Source organism: Rhodococcus sp. 27YEA6 (assembly GCF_044908235.1).
GTDB classification, from domain to species: Bacteria; Actinomycetota; Actinomycetes; order Mycobacteriales; family Mycobacteriaceae; genus Rhodococcus_F; species Rhodococcus_F qingshengii.
Genome location: NZ_JBIYCY010000009.1, coordinates 25,327 through 44,765, shown reverse-complemented (window position 1 = coordinate 44,765; position 19,439 = coordinate 25,327). Strand labels below are relative to the sequence as shown.

The following is a 19,439-nucleotide window of genomic DNA, read 5'->3' as shown; positions in this document are numbered from 1 at the left end:
GTCGTCCTTACGAGGCGCTGTCTCGCACCGACGCTTCAGTGGGAGAATGCCCATCTCTCGCAAAAGATTGTGCCAATCGATCAACAGAGGCGCCGGCGTGCTGCACGCTTGAATCTCGGAGAGTTGTTCAACCTGCTTCTGCGAAAGGTATTCGTCGGCACGATGTTTGGGTCAGGACTGCGCGGATTGCCGATCTCGACCGGATCTTCGCGCGTGATGTGATCCAATTCCGAAGCATGTCAGCCGACAGACAGACCCACGAACCGAGAAGATTCGTATCGGACCGACGACTGGTTGCGCCATCTATTGTCGGGAGTGTGACGGAATCCGACGCCCACGAGGACTCGACCGACTCCACTGAATCGGCAGTGGCCGATCACCCGAGGAAACGTCCACTGTGGCGTGAGATTCTGATCCTCGTTGTCGTCGCACTTGTCCTGAGTGTTGTCATTCAGAACTTCGTCGGACGCATCTTTCTGATCCCGTCGGAGTCCATGGAACCGACACTTCACGGATGCACCGGCTGCACGGGAGACAAGATCCTCGTCGACAGAATCAGCTATCGATTCGGGGATCCGCAACCTGGGGATGTGGTCGTGTTCAAGGGACCCGAGTCCTGGAACGACGAGTACAAATCCATTCGATCCGACAATTCGATTGTTCGCGCGTTTCAGGGACTCGGGTCCATCGTCGGCTTGGTCCCGCCGGACGAAAACGACCTCGTGAAGCGGGTAGTCGCGGTCGGTGGCCAAACCGTACAGTGCCTGTCCGAGGGAGAGGGGCTTCGGGTGAACGGCAAGCCGCTGACCGAGCCGTACATCGACAAGCGCATTCCGGGCAACGATACCTCTTGTCAAGGAAGGTATTTCGGGCCGGTCACGGTTCCCGACGGGAACCTGTGGGTGATGGGCGACAACCGCGCCCATTCGAAGGATTCACGTTTCCATCTCGATGACGAACACAGTGGAACGGTGCCGATCGACAATGTCATCGGCAAGGTTCAATTGATCGTCCTTCCCTTCTCACGGTGGGGAACTGTGAGCTCGTTCGATCCGCAGTGACAGATCGAATCAACCAGGCGGCCCGCATCTTCGGACGGCACAGTCGACATGGCTCCGCTTTCGGACGATCATCGAGCGCATCTGTTACCGAGGGTAGGAGAACCACATGCGCGCTCGACGCATCACCGCCAATCTCAAAGTCGCCGATGTCGGAACCGCCAAGAGCTTCTACTCCGACTTTCTCGGCCTGAGCACCGAAGAGTTCAACATGGGGTGGGTCGCTCGCTACACCTCTCCCGACACCGGCGCGAACGTACAGCTCGTCACGCACGACGCCACTGCAGCCGAGGACTCGGTCATCTCAGTCCACACGGACGACGTCGACGGCGCCTACGAAGAGGCCCGCAGGCTCGGCTACGAAATCGTGCACCCCATAACGACCGAAGAGTGGGGTGTTCGCCGATTCCTCGTCCGGGCACCCGATGGCTACGTCGTCAACATCGTGCGACACCGGGACTGAGCAGCGGAAAGAACCCCATTCGACGTTTTAGGTCATTTGACCTAGAGTTAGGTGCATGACCGATTCATTGCAGTATTCAGCCGACGGCCCGATCCTCGTGGCCGGCGGATACGGAACCGTGGGCAGCGCCCTGACAGCGTTGCTCGCCCCCGACTTCCCACTACTCCTCACCGGACGCACCCCCGAGCGAGGCAACGAACTGGCCGGCCGTCACGGCGCTTCCGTCCGCCGCTGGGACCTCCTCGACCCGACACCCTTCGACGCGTCCGTACGCGCGGTCGTTTCGACGGTCAACGATCCCCACGATCGTGTCCTGTCCGCCGCCGTCGAGGCCGGCATTCCGTACGTGGACATCACCCGCTGGACAACCCGCGTCGCTCGCGCCGCCACTCTGGCGGGTCAGAAGTCGCCGAGCGCACCGGTGTACCTGTCGTCCGGATGGATGGGCGGAGTCACCAATATCGTCGCCGCAGCGCTGGCCGAGGAACTGGGTGGCGCGAGCACGATCGACGTCTCGATTCGCTACGACGTCAACGACATTGCCGGGCTGGACTCCGTCGACTTCATCGATCGGCTCGGGCAGGATTTCGAGGTGATGCAGCAAGGAAACCCGATCACCGTCAGCCCGTTGACGGATACACGCTGGGTCGACTTCCCCGGATCGCGCACCAAGGTCGGAAGAATCGACACTCCGGAACAATTCACGTTCCCCATGACCTTGGGCGCCGAAACTGCCAGCACTCGAATAGGTTTCAGTTCGAATGCATCCACAACTGCGCTGCTCGCCGCCAAGAAGGTGGGTCTGTTCCGTTGGGGTCGCGGCGACCGCTTCACACCGCTACGACGCGGACTCCTGTACTCGCCGGGCAAGGGCGGGAGCGCGCAAGTACGCATCGATGTCACCGGCCCGAGCGGCACGACAAGCGCGACAATCGTCGACCGGCAGGGCCAGGCTCACCTCACCGCGGTGGGCGGCGCGCTGGCCGTCAGACGAGCCTTGGCCGACGATGCCCGGCCTGGAGTCACTTTCCCCGAATCGCTTCCGAACCCTCGCCGCACCGTCTCCGAGTTGGAGAGCTTCGGGGTGGCAGTATTGCGACCATGACCCTCTCCAAGGGCGCCGCCCGTGCGGCAGCACTTCTCGACGCAGCAGAACAGGTCCTCACTACTCAGGGCAATGCCAACTCGGCAATGCGCGATTTCGCAGCCGCGGCCGGAGTGCGGGTAGGACATCTGCAGCACTACTACCCCACCCGTGCAGATCTGATACGCGCAGTGATGTCACGTGCATTGACCCGCTCACTGGATCGCCTTGCCGTCGTCCCCGATACGGATCAGAGCCTTTCCCGCGAGGAATCCGAACACTTCATCGGAGTCCTGCTCGGAGAACAGGACGACCAGGCCACGGTGCGTCTGTACGTCGAAGTATGGGCCATTGCAGCGGCGGACCAAGAAGTCGCGGTCGTGCTTCGAGACTTCTACGCCCAGTACATCGCACACGTAGAGCGCGCAGTCGCGTGTGCACAACCGGAGCTGGATGCGGCGGAACTTGGCGCGACAGCGCAGACCATCGTGAGCCTGCTCGAGGGTTCCGCAATTCTCCGATCGGGAATCACCGGCCGAAAGTCCGAGGCTTCGGACCGAAAGCTCGTGGACACACTGCAGTACCTGATTCACGGGTCCTGACTCGGACGTATCGTAAAGCCCATGAGCGTTGCAAACGAATGGAGCCGAATCGAAGCGTGGTGCCGTACAAACGCACCGGTGACGGCTGCAGCGTTTCAACAAGGACTCGGTGACGCCGTTATCGAGGAATTCGAAGCCTCGACCGGCGTCACGTGGCCCCAGGAACTTCGCGACCTGTATCGGGTCCACAACGGCAGCCTGACCCACGACGACCGGACCGGCCTCTTTCTCGGCAGCGTGCTCCCGGACAAATTCTTCTACCCCATCGACGTCGCAACAGAAGTTCGTCTCACTCTGCTCGAAACGTGGGATGAGACGATCTACGAGAATCCAGACCTCTACGCCGATGACGAGATGGATCGACACGATCAACGCGAGGCAGGCACTGCCGCAACGATGTTCATCCCCTCGTTCGTTCCCTTCGCCGGACTGGACGAGTACCACTACTTCGTGGACACCCGCAGCGGCGCACTCCACCATTGTGTGACCGAGTATGCCTCGGACGCCACTGACAACGGCGGTCCGATCTGGGCGTCCATCTCGGTAATGCTGGCCGCCCATGCCGTAGCGCTGGAAACAGGATCAACGATCGGAGTGTGGAAACCCGTTGTCAGCAAGGGTGTTCTGGAATGGGAAGTCGACGCATGACACCCAAGCAGGATCCGACCCGTCGCACCCTCGCCGACGGGCGTCAGATCTTCTACTTCGACGATGCCGGCAGTACCCGCACCCACTCTGCGCGAGATTCCCGCGAATTGCCGGCTCTCGACCACTCGTCTCGGATGAGATTCGACGTTCTCACCGGGGAGTGGATCACCATGGCTTCGCATCGCATGACACGGACTCATCTCCCCTCCGCCGACGAATGCCCGTTGTGCCCGACCGACGAAACACGCACGCCCACAGAGATACCCGACGGAGACTACGACGTCGCGGTGTTCGAGAATCGGTTTCCGAGCTTTGCCGCGGCGCCCGAGGAAGCCATTGACAGTCCCGGAGACGGTGTGGGCGATCGCCCAGCGGCCGGCCACTGCGAAGTGATGTGCTTCTCGAGCGATCACACGGCGTCCGTCGCCGAGCTTCCACTCGAACGCATGCGCACGATTGTGGGTGCCTGGATTTCTCGGACCGAAGAGTTGTCGGCGGATCCGCTTGTGGAACAAGTGTTCTGCTTCGAGAACCGCGGCGAAGAAATCGGGGTGACACTCACCCATCCACACGGACAGATCTACGCATACCCGTATGTCACGCCACGCACCCGATCGATGCTGACGCAGGCGCACAAACACTTCGAGCGCACCGGTCGCTCACTACTCGCCGATGTTCTGGCGTTCGAGCGCGAGGACAAGGCCCGGTTGATCTACGACGGCGATCACTGGAGCGCCTACGTCCCGACCGCCGCACGATGGCCCATCGAGATTCACCTGGCACCGCACCGAGACGTCCCGGACCTTCCCTCGCTGAACGACCAAGAGCGCGAAGAGCTTGCGGTCGTCTACCAAGATCTCCTACGCCGTATCGATCGCTTCTATCCGAGCGTCGACCGGGTACCGTACATCGCGGCTTGGCACCAAGCTCCCGTCCGCATCAACCGACCTCTGGGCCGACTGCATCTTCAGCTGTTCTCGATCTTGCGCGCACCGGGCAAACTCAAATACCTCGCCGGGTCCGAGTCCGCCATGGGCGCCTGGGTGAACGACACCGTTCCCGAGGCAGTCGCGGCCCGCCTACGGGAGTTGAAATAGTGGATACGGTCTCGAACAATTCTGTGCTCCAACAGTTTCACGCCACCTACGGCTATCCTGCAACCGGAGTGTGGGTGGCACCCGGTCGAGTCAACCTGATCGGTGAACACACGGACTACAACGGTGGATTGTGCCTACCGGTCGCTCTCGAGCAGCGAACACTGGTTGCCGTCGCACTGCGCAGCGACGGGATCGTCCGCGTGCACAGTCGGCAATCCGCCGAGACGTACACCGGGCCCCTCGGCGACATCGCCACAGGGTGGGCCGCCTACCCCACAGCCGTTCTGTGGTCTCTTGCGCGCAGAGGCCTCCCGATCGAAGGAATCGATCTTGCCGTCGACTCGTCGGTACCGGTCGGGGCCGGGCTGTCGAGCTCCGCTGCCCTCACCTGTTCGGTTGCGTTGGCCGTCAATGAACTTCATGATTCACCTTTCGCCCGCGATGAGCTGGTACAGGTGTGCATCCAGGCCGAGAACGACGGCGTCGGCGCACCGACCGGAGGGATGGATCAAACCATTGCCCTCTTTGCTCAGCCCTCGACCGCGCTCCTGCTGGACTGCCAGGACGGATCCACCGAACCCATACCTTTCGAACTCCACGGTGCAGGGTACGAACTGATCGCCATCGACACCCGGGTCAAACACTCGCTCGCAGACGGACAGTACGGAATGCGGCGCTCTCAATGCGTCGCTGCAGCAGCAGCTCTCGGCGTCGGCAGCTTGCGAGAGGCTACAGCAGACCAGGCCGAGACAGTGCGAGACCCGATCCTCCGGGCGCGGGCACGGCACGTCGTGACCGAGATCGAGAGGACGCGGAAGACCGCAGAACTTCTGCGCAGCAGCAGATTCAGTGACGTCGGCGAACTGTTCGACAACTCGCACGCCTCGTTGCGCGACGACTTCGAGGTCTCGTGCGATGAACTCGACGTCGCCGTTGCCGCAGCACGACGCGGCGGCGCGATCGGTGCGCGGATGACCGGCGGCGGATTCGGAGGCTCGGCCATCGCGCTGGTTCCGGAAGGAAGCGGAGCGGAGGTCATCGCGTCGGTGAGCCGCGACTTTGCGGCGCGAGGTTGGCGAGCACCCCACTTTCTCGGCGTCGTTGCCGGGGGTTCGGCCGCCCGTCTCTGAGCGAACGGCACGTTCAGCGCACTGGAGGCGCCGAACGTACCGTTCGCCCTGGTTGGGGCATCTCGAGATCCCCCTCACATAAATAGTCATCTCAGATGCGAATTATGTAGGTTCAGATCATGCAACTGACGCAGTTCACCGATCTGGGATTGCGCGTCGTCATGCGGTTGGCCGTACTCGACGCGGATGCCTCCCCCAGCACTCGGGATGTTGCGCAGCAGCTCAACGTGTCGTATTCCCATGCCACCAAGGTGGTTACACGGCTCGGTGAGCTCGGCATCGTGACAACCAGGCGCGGCCGCGGCGGTGGGCTTTCCATCACCGAACTCGGCCGCACCGGCACCATCGGCTGGCTGGCCAGACGCCTCGAAGGCCCGGGTGAAGTCGTCGACTGCGAAGGCGACAAACCGTGCCCACTGCGCGGAGGTTGCCTCCTTCGGAGCGCTTTGCGCGAAGCACAGGAAGCGTTCTTCGTTTCACTCGACGCGGTCACGATCGAAGACGTCATCCGGCAGCCGTCCAAAACTGTCCTGCTACGCCTCACCACCCGGAGCGACGAAGCAGGCTGATCAATCGAATTTCGACCGAACGGAGCAGCTCATGCTTTCCCCACAGTCAACCGAGGTCATTCGCGCCACCCTTCCCGTGGTCGGCGCTGCCATCGGCGATATCACAACCCTGTTCTACCGCAAGATGTTCGACGCGCATCCTGAACTCGAACGCGATTTGTTCAATCGCGGCAATCAGAAGCAGGGCGAACAGCAGAAGGCTCTCGCCGGCGCCATCGCGGCATTCGCGACGCTTCAGCTCGAGCCGGACAGCGCCAAGGTCGATCTCATACTTTCACGTATCGCCCACAAGCATGCGTCGCTGGGAATCACGCCCGACCAGTACGCAATCGTGCACGAACACCTCTTTGCCGCGATCGTCGAAATACTCGGCGATGCAGTCACTCCCGACGTCGCAGCAGCCTGGGACGAGGTCTACTGGCTGATGGCGGAAACCCTCATCACGATGGAGCGTGGCCTCTACCAACTCGCCGGCGTCGACGCCGGTGACGTCTGGCGCACGGTCAGAATCAGCGAACGAGTTCTTCAGTCCGCCGACACCGTCTCACTGACGCTCACGTCGCTCGACGGTAGCGCACTCCCCACCTTCGCTCCCGGACAGTACCTTTCGGTCGGGGTTACACTGCCCGACGGCGCCCGCCAGATCCGCCAATACAGCCTGTGTTCGATACCGAGCAGCGCAGACTGGCGGATCAGCGTCAAGCGTATCTCCGGAACTCCCGATGGCGAAGTGTCGAACTTCCTCTACAACAACGTATTCGAAGGCCAAGAACTCTCGGTCACCACACCTTTCGGTGATCTCACCATGCCGGACGACAACTCGCCGCTCCTGCTCGCGTCGGCCGGAATCGGTTGCACACCGATGATCGGGATGCTCAATCATCTCGTGGACACCGGCGCTGACCGTCCGGTATCTGTCATCCATGCGGATCGATCCATTGCGGATCACGCGCACCGCGCAGAACTCAGCACACTCGTCGACCAGATTCCCGCCGCAACCCTGCACCGTTGGTACGAGGATCTCGGCACGCACGTTGCGTTCGGATCGGTTCACGAAGGACGGGCGGATTTGCAAGGTATTGCAGTGGAGCCCGATACCCAAGCCTTCCTTTGCGGGCCGATGCCGTTCATGTTGGCGATGCGCGCCTCGTTGCTCGAACGGGACGTCCCGGCGCAGAATATCCACTACGAGGTCTTCGGGCCCGACAGCTGGGCCAACACCTGAGCGGACCACTGCCTGCGAACTGGACCTTGGCGCGCCACAGTAATCCCTTGTGTACTCGACGGAACATACGCATCGAGTAGTGGGAGACCGACATGATCACGTCAGCGTCGATGACGGGAGTCGCGCTGATCGCCCTGGCGATGGTTCTGACACCGGGCCCCAACATGATCTATCTGGTGTCCCGCAGCATCAGCCAGGGCCGCCGGGCGGGTTTGATCTCGCTCGGCGGAGTCGCAACCGGTTTCCTGGTCTACCTCACCGCCACGTGTGCAGGGCTGACGGCGGTTCTCTTCGCCGTACCAACGGTGTTCACCGCGGTGAAAATCGGTGGTGCCCTGTACCTGGCCTATCTCGCCTGGTCGACACTCCGACCAGGTGGGAAGTCCGCTTTCGAGGTGGGCGAGGTCGACCGCCACGGTAGCGGCCGTCTGTTCGGGATGGGGTTGACCACCAATCTGCTCAATCCCAAGATTGCGCTGATGTACGCGGCCCTGATCCCCCAGTTCGTCGATCCCACTGCGGGTCCGGTCTGGCAACAGGCACTCGTACTCGGCGGCGTGCAGATCCTGGTCGCAGTCACCGTCAACGCGTTGATCGTGTGCTGTGCGGCAGCCGTGTCGACCTTCCTCATGGCGCGTCCGGTGTGGATGCGGGCTCAGAAATGGCTAGCTGGTGGCATTCTCGGAATCTTCGCCACCCGCATGGCCCTGGAGTAGTTTCAGTCCTTCGGACGTTGGTCGATCAGACGACGCGCTTTGCCGATCGAGCGTTCGAGTCCGCCGGGTTCGAGAACGCTCACCTCGACCGTGACACCGATCTTGTTCTTCACCAGCTTCTGCAACGCCGAAGACGCTGCCGCATGATCGGAAATTGCCGCGTCAGGGCGAGCCTCGACGCGCACTGTCAGAGTATCCATCCGGCCCGGACGCTCCAGCACACACTGGAATTGGGGTGCCAGGGCGGGGACGGTCAGGATCAGCTCTTCGATCTGTGTGGGGAACAGATTGACCCCACGCAGGATGATCATGTCGTCGGTCCGGCCGGTGACCTTCTGCATCCGACGCATCGAGCGCGCCGTACCGGGCAACAGACGGGTCAGGTCCCTGGTTCGGTAGCGAATGATGGGCAGCGCTTCCTTGGTGAGAGAGGTGAAAACCAGCTCACCTTCTTCACCGTCCGGCAGCAATTCGCCCGTGACCGGATCGATGATCTCCGGGTAGAAGTGGTCTTCCCAGATATGGAGCCCGTCTTTGGTTTCCACACATTCCATTGCCACACCCGGGCCCATGATCTCGGAGAGTCCGTAGATGTCGACCGCATGCATGTCGAGTTGCTGTTCCAGCTCGGTACGCATCTGTTCGGTCCACGGCTCCGCTCCGAAAACTCCCACCCTCAGTGAGGTCTTCGAGGGATCGATGCCTTTCTTGATCATCGCATCCACGATGGTCAACATGTACGACGGAGTCACCATGATGGCGTCGGGCTCGAAGTCCTCGATCAGTTGAATCTGCCGCTCGGTCATGCCACCGGACATGGGAATGACCGTGCAGCCCAAGCGCTCCGCACCGTAGTGAGCTCCCAACCCACCGGTGAACAGACCGTACCCGTAAGCCACGTGAACCTTGTCCGAAGACCGCACGCCGCCGGCCGAGAGACTGCGCGCGATGAGATCGGCCCAGTTGTTCAGGTCGTTGCTCGTGTACCCCACCACCGTCGGGCGACCGGTGGTCCCCGAGGACGCGTGAATTCGCGAGACCCGGTCCTGGGGCACCGCAAACATCTTGAACGGATAGTTCTCGCGCAGATCCGCTTTGGTGGTGAAGGGAAACTTCGCGAGATCGCTCAGATCCTTCAAGTCGCTCGGGTGGACGCCGGCGTCGTCGAAAGCTTTGCGGTAGTGCGGAACATTGGTGTACGCGTGCATCAGGGACCATTGCATCCGCTCGAGTTGGAGCGTCGAAATGCGGTCCCGACTGGCAAATTCGATGTCTTGCGAGGTAGCAGTGACGAGTTCGGTCATGATTGTCTCCGGTGGGCTCAGTGAGGGCGCTGTGCGGGCGGTCAGGCGTCGAAATCGACTGTTATCTGTTCACCGACAGGGAAGGTCTGGCAGGTCAGTACGAAACCCGCGTCGACTTCGTAGTCTTCGAGTGCGTAGTTCCTGCGCATCTCGACGTCACCGCAGGTGACCTTGGCGCGACACGTTCCACAGACCCCGCCCTTGCACGCGAAGGGCAGATCCGATCGGTACTGTTCCGCTGCATCGAGAATCGACTGGTCTCGCGGAAGTGTCGCGGTGGTCGATCGACCGTCGAGCGTGATGGTGACCTCGCTGCCTGGTCCCACAATTCCGGGCTCACGATGCACCGCGACCGGCGGCGCGACGTCGTCGACGTAGAACAGCTCGTGATGGATGCGATCCTTGGCAATTCCCAAGCCGGCCAGTACTTCCTGGGCGTCGTTGACCATCCCGAACGGACCACACAACCAGAAGCCGTCGACCTGGTCGCACGGAACGAGAGAGGTGAAGATCTCGCGCAACCGGTCGGCGTCGAGACGGCCCGAGAACAACTCGACCTCGCGCGGCTCGCGAGAGAGAACATGAATAACGTCCAGGCGTGCACCGTACCGGTCCTTCAGGTCGGCGATTTCTTCGGCGAACATGACCGAACGGGTGCGCCTGTTCCCGTACAGCAGGGTGACATCGGCCTCGGGGTTCACCAGCAGTGTTGCAGCGATGGACAACATGGGCGTGATTCCGGAGCCCGCCGCGATCAGAACGTGCCGTCCACCCAGTGCCGGATCGGCGACAAAATTGCCAGATGGGCCCTGGACGTCGATTCGATCCCCGGCCTTGACGTCTCGCACCAACCAGGAGGAGAAGAGTCCGTCTGCCACTTCGCGAACCCCCACCCGTGGAGACGCCCCTACCGGTGCACAGATCGAGTAGGAGCGACGGTGTTCGACGCCGTCGATCATCCGCCGCAGTGTCAGTGACTGCCCGGCGCCGAAGTCGAATTGATCGGCGATACCGGCAGGCACGTCGAAGGTGACGGCAACTGCGTCGTCGCACAGTGATTCGACACCGGCGACCGTCAACGGGTGAAATGGTTTGTTCCGGTTCGTCGTTGCGGTACTCATCTGTTCAGATCTCCTTCACGTGATCGAACGGCTCGAGACAGTCGAGGCAGCGATAGAGCGCTTTGCACAGGGTCGCACCGAATTCCGAACTCAGTCTGGTGTTTGCCGAACCGCACTGGGGGCACAGGATGTCGCGCGGCTTGGCCGTCAAGGTCAAGGCGATCGGGCCGGAGGTGCGACGCGGCGCGGCCCCCGGCACCGAGTACCCGGCCGTCCGAAGTTTCGCGAGCCCCTCTTCGCTGATCCAATCCGAACTCCAAGGCGGCGACAGTTGAGTCTTGATCTGGACGCTGCCGTACCCCGCGTCGGTCAGCTTGTGCTCGATGTCGTCTCGAATCGTCGCCATCGCCGGACACCCGGAATAGGTGGGAGTGATTGTCACACAGACCAAGTTCGCTTCGACGTCGACCGATCGGATGACGCCGAGATCGGCCAAGGTCAACAGTGGCATCTCCGGATCCATCACCGAGGCGACGATCTCCTGCGCCGAAGAGACAGTAGCGGAAGAGACGGTAGCGGCAGTCACGGTCACCACACCCCTTCCGGATGCTCCCGAGCGACGCTCTGCATTTCGGCGAGAAGTAGCCCCAGTGCCCCGGTGTGCAGTCCGGCACGCCCGCCGCGGCCGCCGACGAAACCGGAGAAACGCGAAGGGGGCTCTTCCATTTCGGCTGCATGGAGGACCTGGGCAAGAACAGCGTCGAACTCCGGCCGAACAGTACGCGGGTCCACTCCGACGCCAACTTCTGCCAAGACGAGTTCGTCCTGGGTGGGAACAAAGAGTTCGTCCACGAACGGGAAGATCTCGAGCAGGGCCGCGGCAGTCCGACGCTTGGATTCTGCCGCGCCGGCACCCAAGGTGACGACCCATCTTGCCGCGTAGTCGCGATGATAGGTCAGTTCTTTGACGCCCTTGTTCGCCACGGCCGCGAGGACCGGGTCCCGCGATGTGCGGAGCCGATCGAACAGCGCCAGCCGCCAGGTCGAGAACACGAGGAGCCGAACGACCGTGTGCGCGAAGTCGCCGTTGGCGAGTTCCACCAGTCTCACGTTACGGAAACCGAACTGATCACGAAAGAAGGCGAGCGCATCTTCAGCCGGCACCGGCGACGTGTCCGAGATGAACGGAACGACAGTGGAATCGGCTGCTGCCGCGCGAGCCAGCAGCAGCCTGGCCTGCCCGATCAGATCCAGGCCGACATTCGCGAGAGCTACCTCTTCTTCGAGTTCCGGTGCCCGCGTCGACCATTCGGCGAGTCGTTGCGAACTGACGAGCGCGTCGTCGCCGAGCATGAGGCAGTAGCGCGCCAGCGCACCGAGATCGACGTCATCCGGCACCGTGGTGTCGACTCCGGCGAGGGGGTCGTCGAAGCTGGTTCCGAACGCCCACTGACCGTGGCCGTCGCCGTCGACCAGGCCGTCGTAGGCACTGTCGTGATCGTTCATCTGTTGGTCCTCGAAGTCGAAGTGATTCTCACATGTGCGGAACGGAGTCCGGGATGTCGTAGAAAGTCGGGTGCCGGTAGACCTTGTCGCCGCTCGGCGCGAAGAACGGATCCTTTTCTGCCGGACTCGAAGCCACGATGTTCGCTGACGGCACGACCCAGATGCTCACGCCTTCGTTACGTCTGGTGTAGACGTCGCGCGCGTGGCGTAGGGCCATCTGATCGTCTGCCGCGCGCAGGGATCCGACATGCACGTGGTTCAGTCCGCGCTTTCCCCTCAGAAATACCTCGTACAAAGGCCATTCGCCGCGCACCTGATCGCCCTGTACCTGATCGTTCTCGCTCATGATGTTTCCTCAGTCGTGCGATCGTGCGCGAGTCTCTCGCGCTGTGCAAAGGCGAACGCGGCGTCGCGAACCCAGGCCCCGTTGTCGTGTGCGGCTTTCCGATTGGTGATCCGCTCGACGCTCGCCGCTCCGTTGCCGCGGACCACGTCCATGAATTCGCTCCAGTCCGGCTCGCCGAAATCGTGTGCGCCACGCTCGGGGTTCCAGCGCAGGTCGGGATCAGGGAAGGTCACACCGAGTATCTCGGCCTGCGGTATCGACATGTCCACGAATCGTTGCCGCAGTTCGTCGTTCGTGTGCCGCTTGATGCGCCACTTCATCGACTGCTCGGTGTTCGGCGATTCGTCGTCCGGCGGTCCGAACATCATCAGAGCGGGCCACCACCATCGGTCGACGGCTTCCTGCACCATTGCCCGTTGAGCTTCCGTGCCGCGCATCATCGTCGCCAACAGTTCGAAGCCTTGCCGCTGATGGAACGATTCCTCCTTGCACACACGGATCATCGCGCGCGCATACGGCCCGAAGGAGCTGCGGCACAGCGGAACCTGATTGCAGATAGCGGCTCCGTCGACCAGCCAGCCGATCACACCCACGTCGGCGTATGTCAGCGTCGGATAGTTGAAGATCGAGGAGTACTTCTGCTTTCCCTCGATCAGTTTGGTGGTCAGATCGCCACGATCGGCACCGAGCGTCTCGGCCGCGGAGTAGAGATACAGACCGTGCCCGGCTTCGTCCTGGACCTTCGCCATCAAGATCGCCTTGCGTCGCAACGAAGGCGCACGGGTGAGCCAGTTTCCCTCGGGCTGCATTCCGATGATTTCGGAGTGCGCATGCTGGGCAACCTGACGGATCAGAGTCTTGCGGTAGCCGTCCGGCATCCAGTCGCGAGGCTCGATGCGCTGGTCTGCCGCGATCGTCTCGTCGAACAGGTTCTGCAGGTCTTGTGGAGCTTCCACGTTGGTCATCGTACCTACCTTTTATTACCGAATGATCGGTTGGTAACTAGTATGCACCGAGGTGTCCCAGCACACAAGAGAATCTTTCGCCGCACCAGAAATCAGCGGCCCTCGAAAACCGGCTTCTGCTTCGACAGGAAAGCCGTGACTGCGCCTCGATGATCTGCCGTGGAACCCAGCTCCACCTGTGCGTTCGCCTCGGCCGCCAGCGTCCGGGAAAGCCCAGGAGCAACGGCACGGATCAGCGATTTCACGTGGGCGAAGGCCGCGGTGGGTCCGTCGGCAAGCCGACGCGCGAGTACCCGAGCCTCAGCTGCGACGTCCTCGTCGGCCACCACGCGATGAACCAAGCCCCACTCCAGCGCGCTCTGCGCGTCGAACTTGTCGCCGAGCAACATCAGGCCACTGGCGCGGCTAGGTCCGAGCGCGTGCACGAGCGCATGACTGAGCCCGGAGTCACTGGCCAGACCGATGCCGGTGAATGCCGTCGCAAAGCTCGCGCGAGCCCCCACGACACGGATGTCTCCGGCCAACGCGATTCCCAACCCGGCCCCGACGCAGGCTCCGCCGATACCCACCACCACCGGGACAGAGAGCGTCGACAGCGCCGTGACGATGGGGTTGTAGTGCGCCTCGACGGTATCCATCGCGTGCGCAGGATCAGCATCCAACGCTGCGGCGTGCTCGCCCAGATCCTGACCGACGCAGAAGTTCTTGCCTTCGGCGAGAATCAACACCGCTCGAACCTCTGCGTCCGCGTGGACCTGCAGCAACGCTTCGAGCAGCTGAGACTTCATTTCGCCGTTGACGGCATTGGCTGCCTCAGGCCGGTCGAGAGTGATTGTCGCCAAACCTCGCTCGATCTCCAAGCGAATCACGTCAGTCATCGATGTTCCTTTCGCAGGCAGTTCGGTTCAGCTCCATGTGTGAAAACCCTGTCCCGTCTTGCGCCCCAACTCGCCGCGAGCCACCTTCTCTCGCAGCAATGCTGGAGGAGTAAATCGATCACCGAGAGTGCTCGCGAGGTGTTCGGCGATCGCCAGGCGCACATCCAACCCGACCAGATCTGTCGAACGAAGCGGCCCCATCGGATGCCGGTACCCCAATTCCATGGCTCGGTCGATCGATTCCGCGTCCGCCACACCTTCTTCGAGCATGCGGATGGCTTCGAGCCCGAGACCGACGCCAAGCCGGCTGGTTGCAAAACCAGGTGAGTCGTTGACGAGCACCTCGGCTTTGCCGAGCATCGACACCCATGCTCGTACCGAGTCGACAACCTCGGGGCGGGTCTGAGGCGCCCGGACGATCTCGACCAACAGCGACGCCGGGACTGGATTGAAGAAGTGCATACCGATGAACCGGCCCGGATCCGTCAGCGCTGCGCCGAGTTCGGCGATCGACATGGAACTGGTGTTGCTGGCGATCACGGTGCTTTCTCCGGCAACGGTTTCCGCAGCGGCGAGCACCTCGACCTTGAGGGCCGCGATTTCCGGGACCGCCTCGACGATCAGGTCGAGCGACGGTGGCAACGAGGTCACTGCGTCCACGGCGCTCACGCGCGCCAGCACCGTCGCGGGGTCCTGGTCGTCGAGTTTCCCTCGCTCGTGAGCTCTGTCGAGGCCGGCGGAAACACGCTGCAACGCGGCCGCGGTGTCGCCACTCTCCGCGATGGTGACCGCCCCGCCGAGACTGGCGAACACCTGGGCGATACCCGCACCCATGCGTCCACCGCCGATGACTCCGACGGTCTTCGGTGCAACTGCTTCAGTCATGATTTCTTCTCCAGGAAGGCCGTCATGCGATCGCGCTTGTCCGAACTCTCGAACAGGACGGCCTGGGCGATGTCGTCGGCAAACGGATGCGATCCCGGCGCATCGACGATGATCTTGGTCAATCGCAGTGCCAGCGGGGACAGTCGGGAAATGCGGTCGAGCAGCCGATGCGCTGCGTCGACGTGGCAGTTCGGTTCGGTTACCTCGACAACCAGGCCCGCTCGTAGCGCCTGCTCGGCGTCGAGGTTCCTGGCACCGAGGAGCACCTGCTTCGCGATCGAGACTCCGACGAGCTTCGGCAGCCGATAGCTGGCGCCGGCGGCTGCCATTATGCCGAGATTGGGCTCGGGATTACCGAAGACCGCCGTCGTTGTCGCGATGCGAATGTCGCAGGCGTAGGTCAACTCTGCCCCACCGCCGAGCGCGTAGCCGCTCACGGCGGCCACGGTGGGAAGCGGGAGCTTTCCGATTCGGTCGAACAGCGTGCGGTTGATACCCGCGAACGCTTCCTCTCGTCCGCGCTCTCGGAGCTCCGCGATGTCAGCGCCGCCTGCGAAGTGGTCGCCGCACCCCGCAAGCAGGAGCAGCTTCGGATCCCGTTCGAGGCGTCCACAAACCTGATGCAGTTCGTCGATCATTTCCGCGTTGATCGCATTGCGTTGCGCGGGCCTGTCGAGGGTGACCACGACGCGATCCTCGCGCTCGTCCACGTGCAGGGTGTTCACATTCGCTCCTTCTCGCTCTTCTCCATTAGTAACCGAACATTCGGTCGTTTGGCAAGGGTGAGAACGAGGATGGTGCACAGCTTTGCCCGAACTGAGAAGATGGGGACATGACTACGGCACGCCCCACTCGACGCACCGGCCTCCCCGGACGTCCCGGCTACGACCTCGATTCGCTCCTGGCCGTGGCCGTGAAGGTGTTCAACGACAAGGGCTACGACGGCGCCAGCATGGAGGTGCTCGCCAAGAAACTCGGCATCACGAAGTCCTCGATCTACCACCATGTGTCCGGAAAGTCAGAACTTCTCGAACTCGCCCTTTCGCGTGCACTCAACGCCCTGTTTGCGGTCACGACCGAAGAGGGCGCCACCACCGGTCCGTACATCGACCGGCTCGAATACCTGGTCCGGCGCAGCGTAGAGGTGCTGGTCGCAGAGCTTCCATACGTCACCCTGCTCCTGCGCGTCCGCGGCAACACGACGGTCGAGCGCGCCGCGCTAGCTCGTCGACGCGAATTCGACAACTTCGTCGGAGGTCTCGTCGCGTCCGCCGCAGCGGAGGGAGACTTGCGCCCGGACATCGAACCAGCCCTCGCCAGCAAGCTGATGTTCGGCACCGTCAACTCACTGATCGAGTGGTACAAACCCCGAGCGGGTGAGTCCGTCTCCGACATCGCCGACGCGGTCGTCGCCGTCACTTTCGACGGACTTCGCAAGGCCTGACTCCAGGCAGTTCTGCCGAATCCTTGACAACGCGGCGTTACCGGGCGATCGTAATTACCGACCGAACGTACGGTGAGATGGAGTTGTCGTGAGCAGACTGTTGGAAAGCTATGTGGCCGGTCAGTGGTACGCCGCACCGGACGCAGGTACCCCGTTGCCGAGCGCAGTGGACGGATCGGAGGTGGCCCGGATCTCCGCAACCGGCATCGACCTCGCCGAGATGGTTACGTACGCCCGCGAGGTCGGCGGGCCTGCACTGTCCGCGATGACCTTCCACGAACGTGCCGGCGCGCTCAAGGCTCTCGCCCTCACGTTGATGGCAGGAAAAGCCGAGTTCTACACACTCTCCACTGCCACCGGTGCGACGACGCGAGATTCCGGGGTGGACATCGACGGCGGATTCGGGACCCTGCTGAGCTACGCGAGCAAGGCTCGGCGCGAATTGCCCGACAGCACAGTCTTTCTGGACGGAAACGTCGAGCCTCTCGGCAAGGGCGGAACCTTCCTCGGGCAACACATCTATACATCACGTCGCGGCGTCGCCGTGCAGATCAACGCCTTCAATTTCCCGGTGTGGGGGTTCCTGGAGAAGCTGGCACCGGCATTCATCGCGGGGGTGCCGTCCATCGTCAAACCTGCCAGTTCCACGGCATATCTCACCGAACTCGTCTTCCGGCGCATCATCGAGTCAGGCTTGCTTCCAGAGGGTTCCGTCCAACTGCTCTCCGGTAGTGCACGCGGCCTCCTCGATCACCTCGGCGGGCAGGACTCAGTGGCATTCACCGGATCCGCCGACACCGCGGCAACGCTGCGTGCTCACCCGAACGTCGTCGGCAAGGGCGTCCATTTCAATGCCGAAGCCGATTCACTCAACGCGTCGATCCTCGGCGAGGACGCCGTACCAGGAACGCCCGAATTCGATTTGTACGTCAAACAACTCGTCACCGAGATGACGGTCAAGGCGGGCCAGAAGTGCACGGCGATCCGGCGCGCCCTGGTCCCGCTCTCGCTGGTCGACGCCGTTGTCGATGCCGCATCCGAGCGACTGAACAAAGTGGTCGTGGGACACCCCGATGCTGATGGCGTCACTATGGGAGCTCTCGCCAGCATCGAACAGCGTGACGAGGTCTTGAAATCCATTCGCGGTCTGACGAAGTCGGCAACTATCGTATTCGGAGACCCGGACAACGTCGACGTGGTCGGTGCCGACGGCCAGTCAGGAGCCTTCCTTTCCCCTGTCCTTCTCCGGGCGGAAGAGAATGCGCACGAGGTACACGAACTGGAGGCCTTCGGACCCGTCAGCACCGTCATCGGATACGACGGCATCGATCATGCGATCGGACTCGCGGCTCGTGGCGAGGGAAGCCTCGTCGCCTCGGTGGTCACTGCCGACACCGACATCGCACGTCGACTGGTGCTGGGCCTCGCAGCTTTTCACGGCAGAGTGCTCGTGCTGAACCGCGACGACGCCAAGGAATCCACCGGCCACGGCTCTCCCCTTCCAGTCCTCGTACACGGCGGTCCGGGCCGTGCCGGCGGCGGTGAGGAGCTGGGTGGCATCCGCGGAGTTCTGCACCACATGCAGCGGACCGCCGTACAGGGCACACCCGACGTGCTCACCGCGGTCGGCGAGCGCTGGTTCACCGGATCGCAGCGCACGACCGGATCCGAACATCCATTCCGAAAGAGTCTCGCCGAGTTGAAGATCGGTGACACTGTTGTCGGCGGTCCGCGCCAGGTCACACTCGCAGACATCGATCATTTTGCGGAGTTCACCGGTGACACCTTCTACGCTCACACCGATCCGGTGGCCGCTGCGGCGAATCCACTCTTCGGCGGCATCGTCGCGCACGGCTATCTTGTTGTCTCACTCGCTGCGGGCCTGTTCGTCGACCCGGCTCCCGGCCCGGTTCTCGCGAACTTCGGCGTGGACAGCCTCAGGTTCCTGACCCCGGTGAAAGCCGACGACAGCCTGACGGTCACCCTCACAGCCAAGACCATCACACCTCGCAGCAGCGCCGACTACGGTGAGGTTCGTTGGGACGCCGTGGTGACGAACCAGGACAACGATCCGGTCGCGACATACGACGTCCTGACTCTGGTAGCCAAGACTCGCCCCGAAGGGAATTGAAAGCACATGACCTATCGAGTAGCAGTGTGTTACGGACGCCCCACCGATCCGGAGGCTTTCGACAAGTACTACAACGAGATCCACGTCCCGCTCGCCAGCGCAGTGCCAGGGCTCTCGGACTTCACGTTCAGCAAGTGCTCGACGCTGGACGGCTCCGATCCAGTCTTCTATGCCGTCGCCAACCTCGTATTTCCCGATCTCGAGACGATGCAGAGCGGCCTGAAGTCCCCGGAGATGGGCGCCGCTGGAAAAGATGTCGCAAACTTTGCCACCGGCACAGTCGACATGTACGTCCAGGAAGTTGTCTCGGTCCTCTAGACCCCTGCA

Annotated in this window: 22 protein-coding genes; 13 read left to right on the top strand and 9 right to left on the bottom strand. The window is 62.4% G+C overall.

The genetic code is table 11. From position 1 onward, the window contains the following. Window positions 1-317 precede the first annotated feature (317 nt). The 10 genes from lepB (at window position 318) to ABH939_RS21835 (ending at window position 8,592) form a co-directional block, all read left to right on the top strand. On the top strand, window positions 318-1,061 hold the full coding sequence (lepB, locus tag ABH939_RS21880) for a signal peptidase I (RefSeq protein WP_099697150.1): 744 nt from the start codon (window positions 318-320) through the stop codon (window positions 1,059-1,061). Window positions 1,062-1,167: 106 nt separating this feature from the next. Then, window positions 1,168-1,521: a VOC family protein gene (locus ABH939_RS21875; RefSeq protein ID WP_404650129.1), complete on the top strand. Its 354-nt coding sequence runs from the start codon at window positions 1,168-1,170 to the stop codon at window positions 1,519-1,521. A gap of 55 nt (window positions 1,522-1,576) precedes the next feature. Continuing rightward, window positions 1,577-2,626, top strand: coding sequence for a saccharopine dehydrogenase family protein (locus ABH939_RS21870; RefSeq protein ID WP_058038337.1), 1,050 nt, complete (start codon window positions 1,577-1,579; stop codon window positions 2,624-2,626). Continuing rightward, window positions 2,623-3,207: a TetR/AcrR family transcriptional regulator gene (locus ABH939_RS21865; RefSeq protein ID WP_003943180.1), complete on the top strand. Its 585-nt coding sequence runs from the start codon at window positions 2,623-2,625 to the stop codon at window positions 3,205-3,207. Before ABH939_RS21870 ends, ABH939_RS21865 begins: the two co-directional genes overlap by 4 nt. 21 nt (window positions 3,208-3,228) lie before the next feature. Continuing rightward, complete coding sequence (locus ABH939_RS21860) at window positions 3,229-3,855, top strand: SMI1/KNR4 family protein (RefSeq protein WP_404650128.1); 627 nt, start codon at window positions 3,229-3,231, stop codon at window positions 3,853-3,855. Then, entirely contained in the window at window positions 3,852-4,952 is a 1,101-nt protein-coding gene (gene galT, locus ABH939_RS21855) for a galactose-1-phosphate uridylyltransferase (protein WP_118603119.1), read from the top strand. Before ABH939_RS21860 ends, galT begins: the two co-directional genes overlap by 4 nt. Continuing rightward, a complete protein-coding gene (gene galK / locus ABH939_RS21850; protein WP_404650127.1) occupies window positions 4,952-6,082 on the top strand; it encodes a galactokinase in 1,131 nt (376 codons plus the stop codon). The genes galT and galK overlap by 1 nt, the downstream gene beginning before the upstream one ends. Before the next feature lie 119 nt (window positions 6,083-6,201). Further along, entirely contained in the window at window positions 6,202-6,651 is a 450-nt protein-coding gene (locus tag ABH939_RS21845; RefSeq protein ID WP_404650126.1) for an RrF2 family transcriptional regulator, read from the top strand. 31 nt (window positions 6,652-6,682) lie between these two features. Continuing rightward, on the top strand, window positions 6,683-7,876 hold the full coding sequence (locus ABH939_RS21840) for a globin domain-containing protein (protein ID WP_285182926.1): 1,194 nt from the start codon (window positions 6,683-6,685) through the stop codon (window positions 7,874-7,876). 92 nt (window positions 7,877-7,968) lie between these two features. Beyond that, window positions 7,969-8,592 carry a LysE family translocator gene (locus tag ABH939_RS21835; RefSeq protein ID WP_007730629.1) on the top strand — a complete coding sequence of 208 codons (624 nt, stop codon included), beginning with the start codon at window positions 7,969-7,971 and terminating at the stop codon, window positions 8,590-8,592. A 2-nt stretch (window positions 8,593-8,594) separates the two neighbouring features. Here ABH939_RS21835 and paaK read toward each other — a convergent pair whose 3' ends face one another. From paaK to ABH939_RS21790, 9 genes are all read right to left on the bottom strand, one after another. Continuing rightward, window positions 8,595-9,896: a phenylacetate--CoA ligase PaaK gene (gene paaK, locus ABH939_RS21830; protein WP_404650124.1), complete on the bottom strand. Its 1,302-nt coding sequence runs from the start codon at window positions 9,894-9,896 to the stop codon at window positions 8,595-8,597. A gap of 41 nt (window positions 9,897-9,937) precedes the next feature. Then, window positions 9,938-11,017, bottom strand: coding sequence for a 1,2-phenylacetyl-CoA epoxidase subunit PaaE (gene paaE, locus ABH939_RS21825; RefSeq protein WP_378504951.1), 1,080 nt, complete (start codon window positions 11,015-11,017; stop codon window positions 9,938-9,940). 4 nt (window positions 11,018-11,021) lie between these two features. Next, the gene (gene paaD, locus ABH939_RS21820) at window positions 11,022-11,480 is read right to left on the bottom strand and encodes a 1,2-phenylacetyl-CoA epoxidase subunit PaaD (RefSeq protein WP_314677238.1); all 459 of its coding nucleotides are present in this window, start codon (window positions 11,478-11,480) and stop codon (window positions 11,022-11,024) included. 65 nt (window positions 11,481-11,545) lie between these two features. Further along, window positions 11,546-12,463: a 1,2-phenylacetyl-CoA epoxidase subunit PaaC gene (gene paaC / locus ABH939_RS21815; RefSeq protein WP_378504950.1), complete on the bottom strand. Its 918-nt coding sequence runs from the start codon at window positions 12,461-12,463 to the stop codon at window positions 11,546-11,548. A gap of 28 nt (window positions 12,464-12,491) precedes the next feature. Beyond that, a complete protein-coding gene (gene paaB / locus ABH939_RS21810) occupies window positions 12,492-12,809 on the bottom strand; it encodes a 1,2-phenylacetyl-CoA epoxidase subunit PaaB (RefSeq protein WP_003942879.1) in 318 nt (105 codons plus the stop codon). Then, window positions 12,806-13,774, bottom strand: coding sequence for a 1,2-phenylacetyl-CoA epoxidase subunit PaaA (paaA, locus tag ABH939_RS21805; RefSeq protein WP_373936656.1), 969 nt, complete (start codon window positions 13,772-13,774; stop codon window positions 12,806-12,808). The genes paaB and paaA overlap by 4 nt, the downstream gene beginning before the upstream one ends. Window positions 13,775-13,866: 92 nt before the next feature. Then, complete coding sequence (locus ABH939_RS21800; RefSeq protein WP_003942988.1) at window positions 13,867-14,652, bottom strand: enoyl-CoA hydratase-related protein; 786 nt, start codon at window positions 14,650-14,652, stop codon at window positions 13,867-13,869. Between the two features lie 27 nt (window positions 14,653-14,679). Continuing rightward, window positions 14,680-15,537: a 3-hydroxyacyl-CoA dehydrogenase family protein gene (locus ABH939_RS21795; RefSeq protein ID WP_378504949.1), complete on the bottom strand. Its 858-nt coding sequence runs from the start codon at window positions 15,535-15,537 to the stop codon at window positions 14,680-14,682. Next, window positions 15,534-16,262, bottom strand: coding sequence for an enoyl-CoA hydratase/isomerase family protein (locus tag ABH939_RS21790; RefSeq protein WP_378504948.1), 729 nt, complete (start codon window positions 16,260-16,262; stop codon window positions 15,534-15,536). Before ABH939_RS21790 ends, ABH939_RS21795 begins: the two co-directional genes overlap by 4 nt. Window positions 16,263-16,369: 107 nt before the next feature. Between ABH939_RS21790 and ABH939_RS21785 the strand changes: the two genes are divergently transcribed. The 3 genes from ABH939_RS21785 (at window position 16,370) to ABH939_RS21775 (ending at window position 19,430) form a co-directional block, all read left to right on the top strand. Continuing rightward, complete coding sequence (locus ABH939_RS21785) at window positions 16,370-16,981, top strand: TetR/AcrR family transcriptional regulator (protein WP_007730612.1); 612 nt, start codon at window positions 16,370-16,372, stop codon at window positions 16,979-16,981. 88 nt (window positions 16,982-17,069) lie between these two features. Next, the gene (paaZ, locus tag ABH939_RS21780) at window positions 17,070-19,112 is read left to right on the top strand and encodes a phenylacetic acid degradation bifunctional protein PaaZ (RefSeq protein WP_387388310.1); all 2,043 of its coding nucleotides are present in this window, start codon (window positions 17,070-17,072) and stop codon (window positions 19,110-19,112) included. Between the two features lie 6 nt (window positions 19,113-19,118). Further along, the gene (locus ABH939_RS21775) at window positions 19,119-19,430 is read left to right on the top strand and encodes an EthD family reductase (RefSeq protein WP_003943191.1); all 312 of its coding nucleotides are present in this window, start codon (window positions 19,119-19,121) and stop codon (window positions 19,428-19,430) included. Window positions 19,431-19,439: the final 9 nt, after the last annotated feature.

Coding starts and splice junctions, on each gene's coding strand:
- ABH939_RS21875 (WP_404650129.1), top strand. CDS start 1,168: ATGCGCGCTCGACGCATCACCGCCAATCTCAAAGTCGCCGATGTCGGA.
- ABH939_RS21870 (WP_058038337.1), top strand. CDS start 1,577: ATGACCGATTCATTGCAGTATTCAGCCGACGGCCCGATCCTCGTGGCC.
- ABH939_RS21865 (WP_003943180.1), top strand. CDS start 2,623: ATGACCCTCTCCAAGGGCGCCGCCCGTGCGGCAGCACTTCTCGACGCA.
- ABH939_RS21860 (WP_404650128.1), top strand. CDS start 3,229: ATGAGCGTTGCAAACGAATGGAGCCGAATCGAAGCGTGGTGCCGTACA.
- galT (WP_118603119.1), top strand. CDS start 3,852: ATGACACCCAAGCAGGATCCGACCCGTCGCACCCTCGCCGACGGGCGT.
- ABH939_RS21845 (WP_404650126.1), top strand. CDS start 6,202: ATGCAACTGACGCAGTTCACCGATCTGGGATTGCGCGTCGTCATGCGG.
- ABH939_RS21840 (WP_285182926.1), top strand. CDS start 6,683: ATGCTTTCCCCACAGTCAACCGAGGTCATTCGCGCCACCCTTCCCGTG.
- ABH939_RS21835 (WP_007730629.1), top strand. CDS start 7,969: ATGATCACGTCAGCGTCGATGACGGGAGTCGCGCTGATCGCCCTGGCG.
- paaK (WP_404650124.1), bottom strand. CDS start 9,896: ATGACCGAACTCGTCACTGCTACCTCGCAAGACATCGAATTTGCCAGT.
- paaE (WP_378504951.1), bottom strand. CDS start 11,017: ATGAGTACCGCAACGACGAACCGGAACAAACCATTTCACCCGTTGACG.
- paaD (WP_314677238.1), bottom strand. CDS start 11,480: ATGGATCCGGAGATGCCACTGTTGACCTTGGCCGATCTCGGCGTCATC.
- paaC (WP_378504950.1), bottom strand. CDS start 12,463: ATGAACGATCACGACAGTGCCTACGACGGCCTGGTCGACGGCGACGGC.
- paaB (WP_003942879.1), bottom strand. CDS start 12,809: ATGAGCGAGAACGATCAGGTACAGGGCGATCAGGTGCGCGGCGAATGG.
- paaA (WP_373936656.1), bottom strand. CDS start 13,774: ATGACCAACGTGGAAGCTCCACAAGACCTGCAGAACCTGTTCGACGAG.
- ABH939_RS21800 (WP_003942988.1), bottom strand. CDS start 14,652: ATGACTGACGTGATTCGCTTGGAGATCGAGCGAGGTTTGGCGACAATC.
- ABH939_RS21795 (WP_378504949.1), bottom strand. CDS start 15,537: ATGACTGAAGCAGTTGCACCGAAGACCGTCGGAGTCATCGGCGGTGGA.
- ABH939_RS21785 (WP_007730612.1), top strand. CDS start 16,370: ATGACTACGGCACGCCCCACTCGACGCACCGGCCTCCCCGGACGTCCC.
- ABH939_RS21775 (WP_003943191.1), top strand. CDS start 19,119: ATGACCTATCGAGTAGCAGTGTGTTACGGACGCCCCACCGATCCGGAG.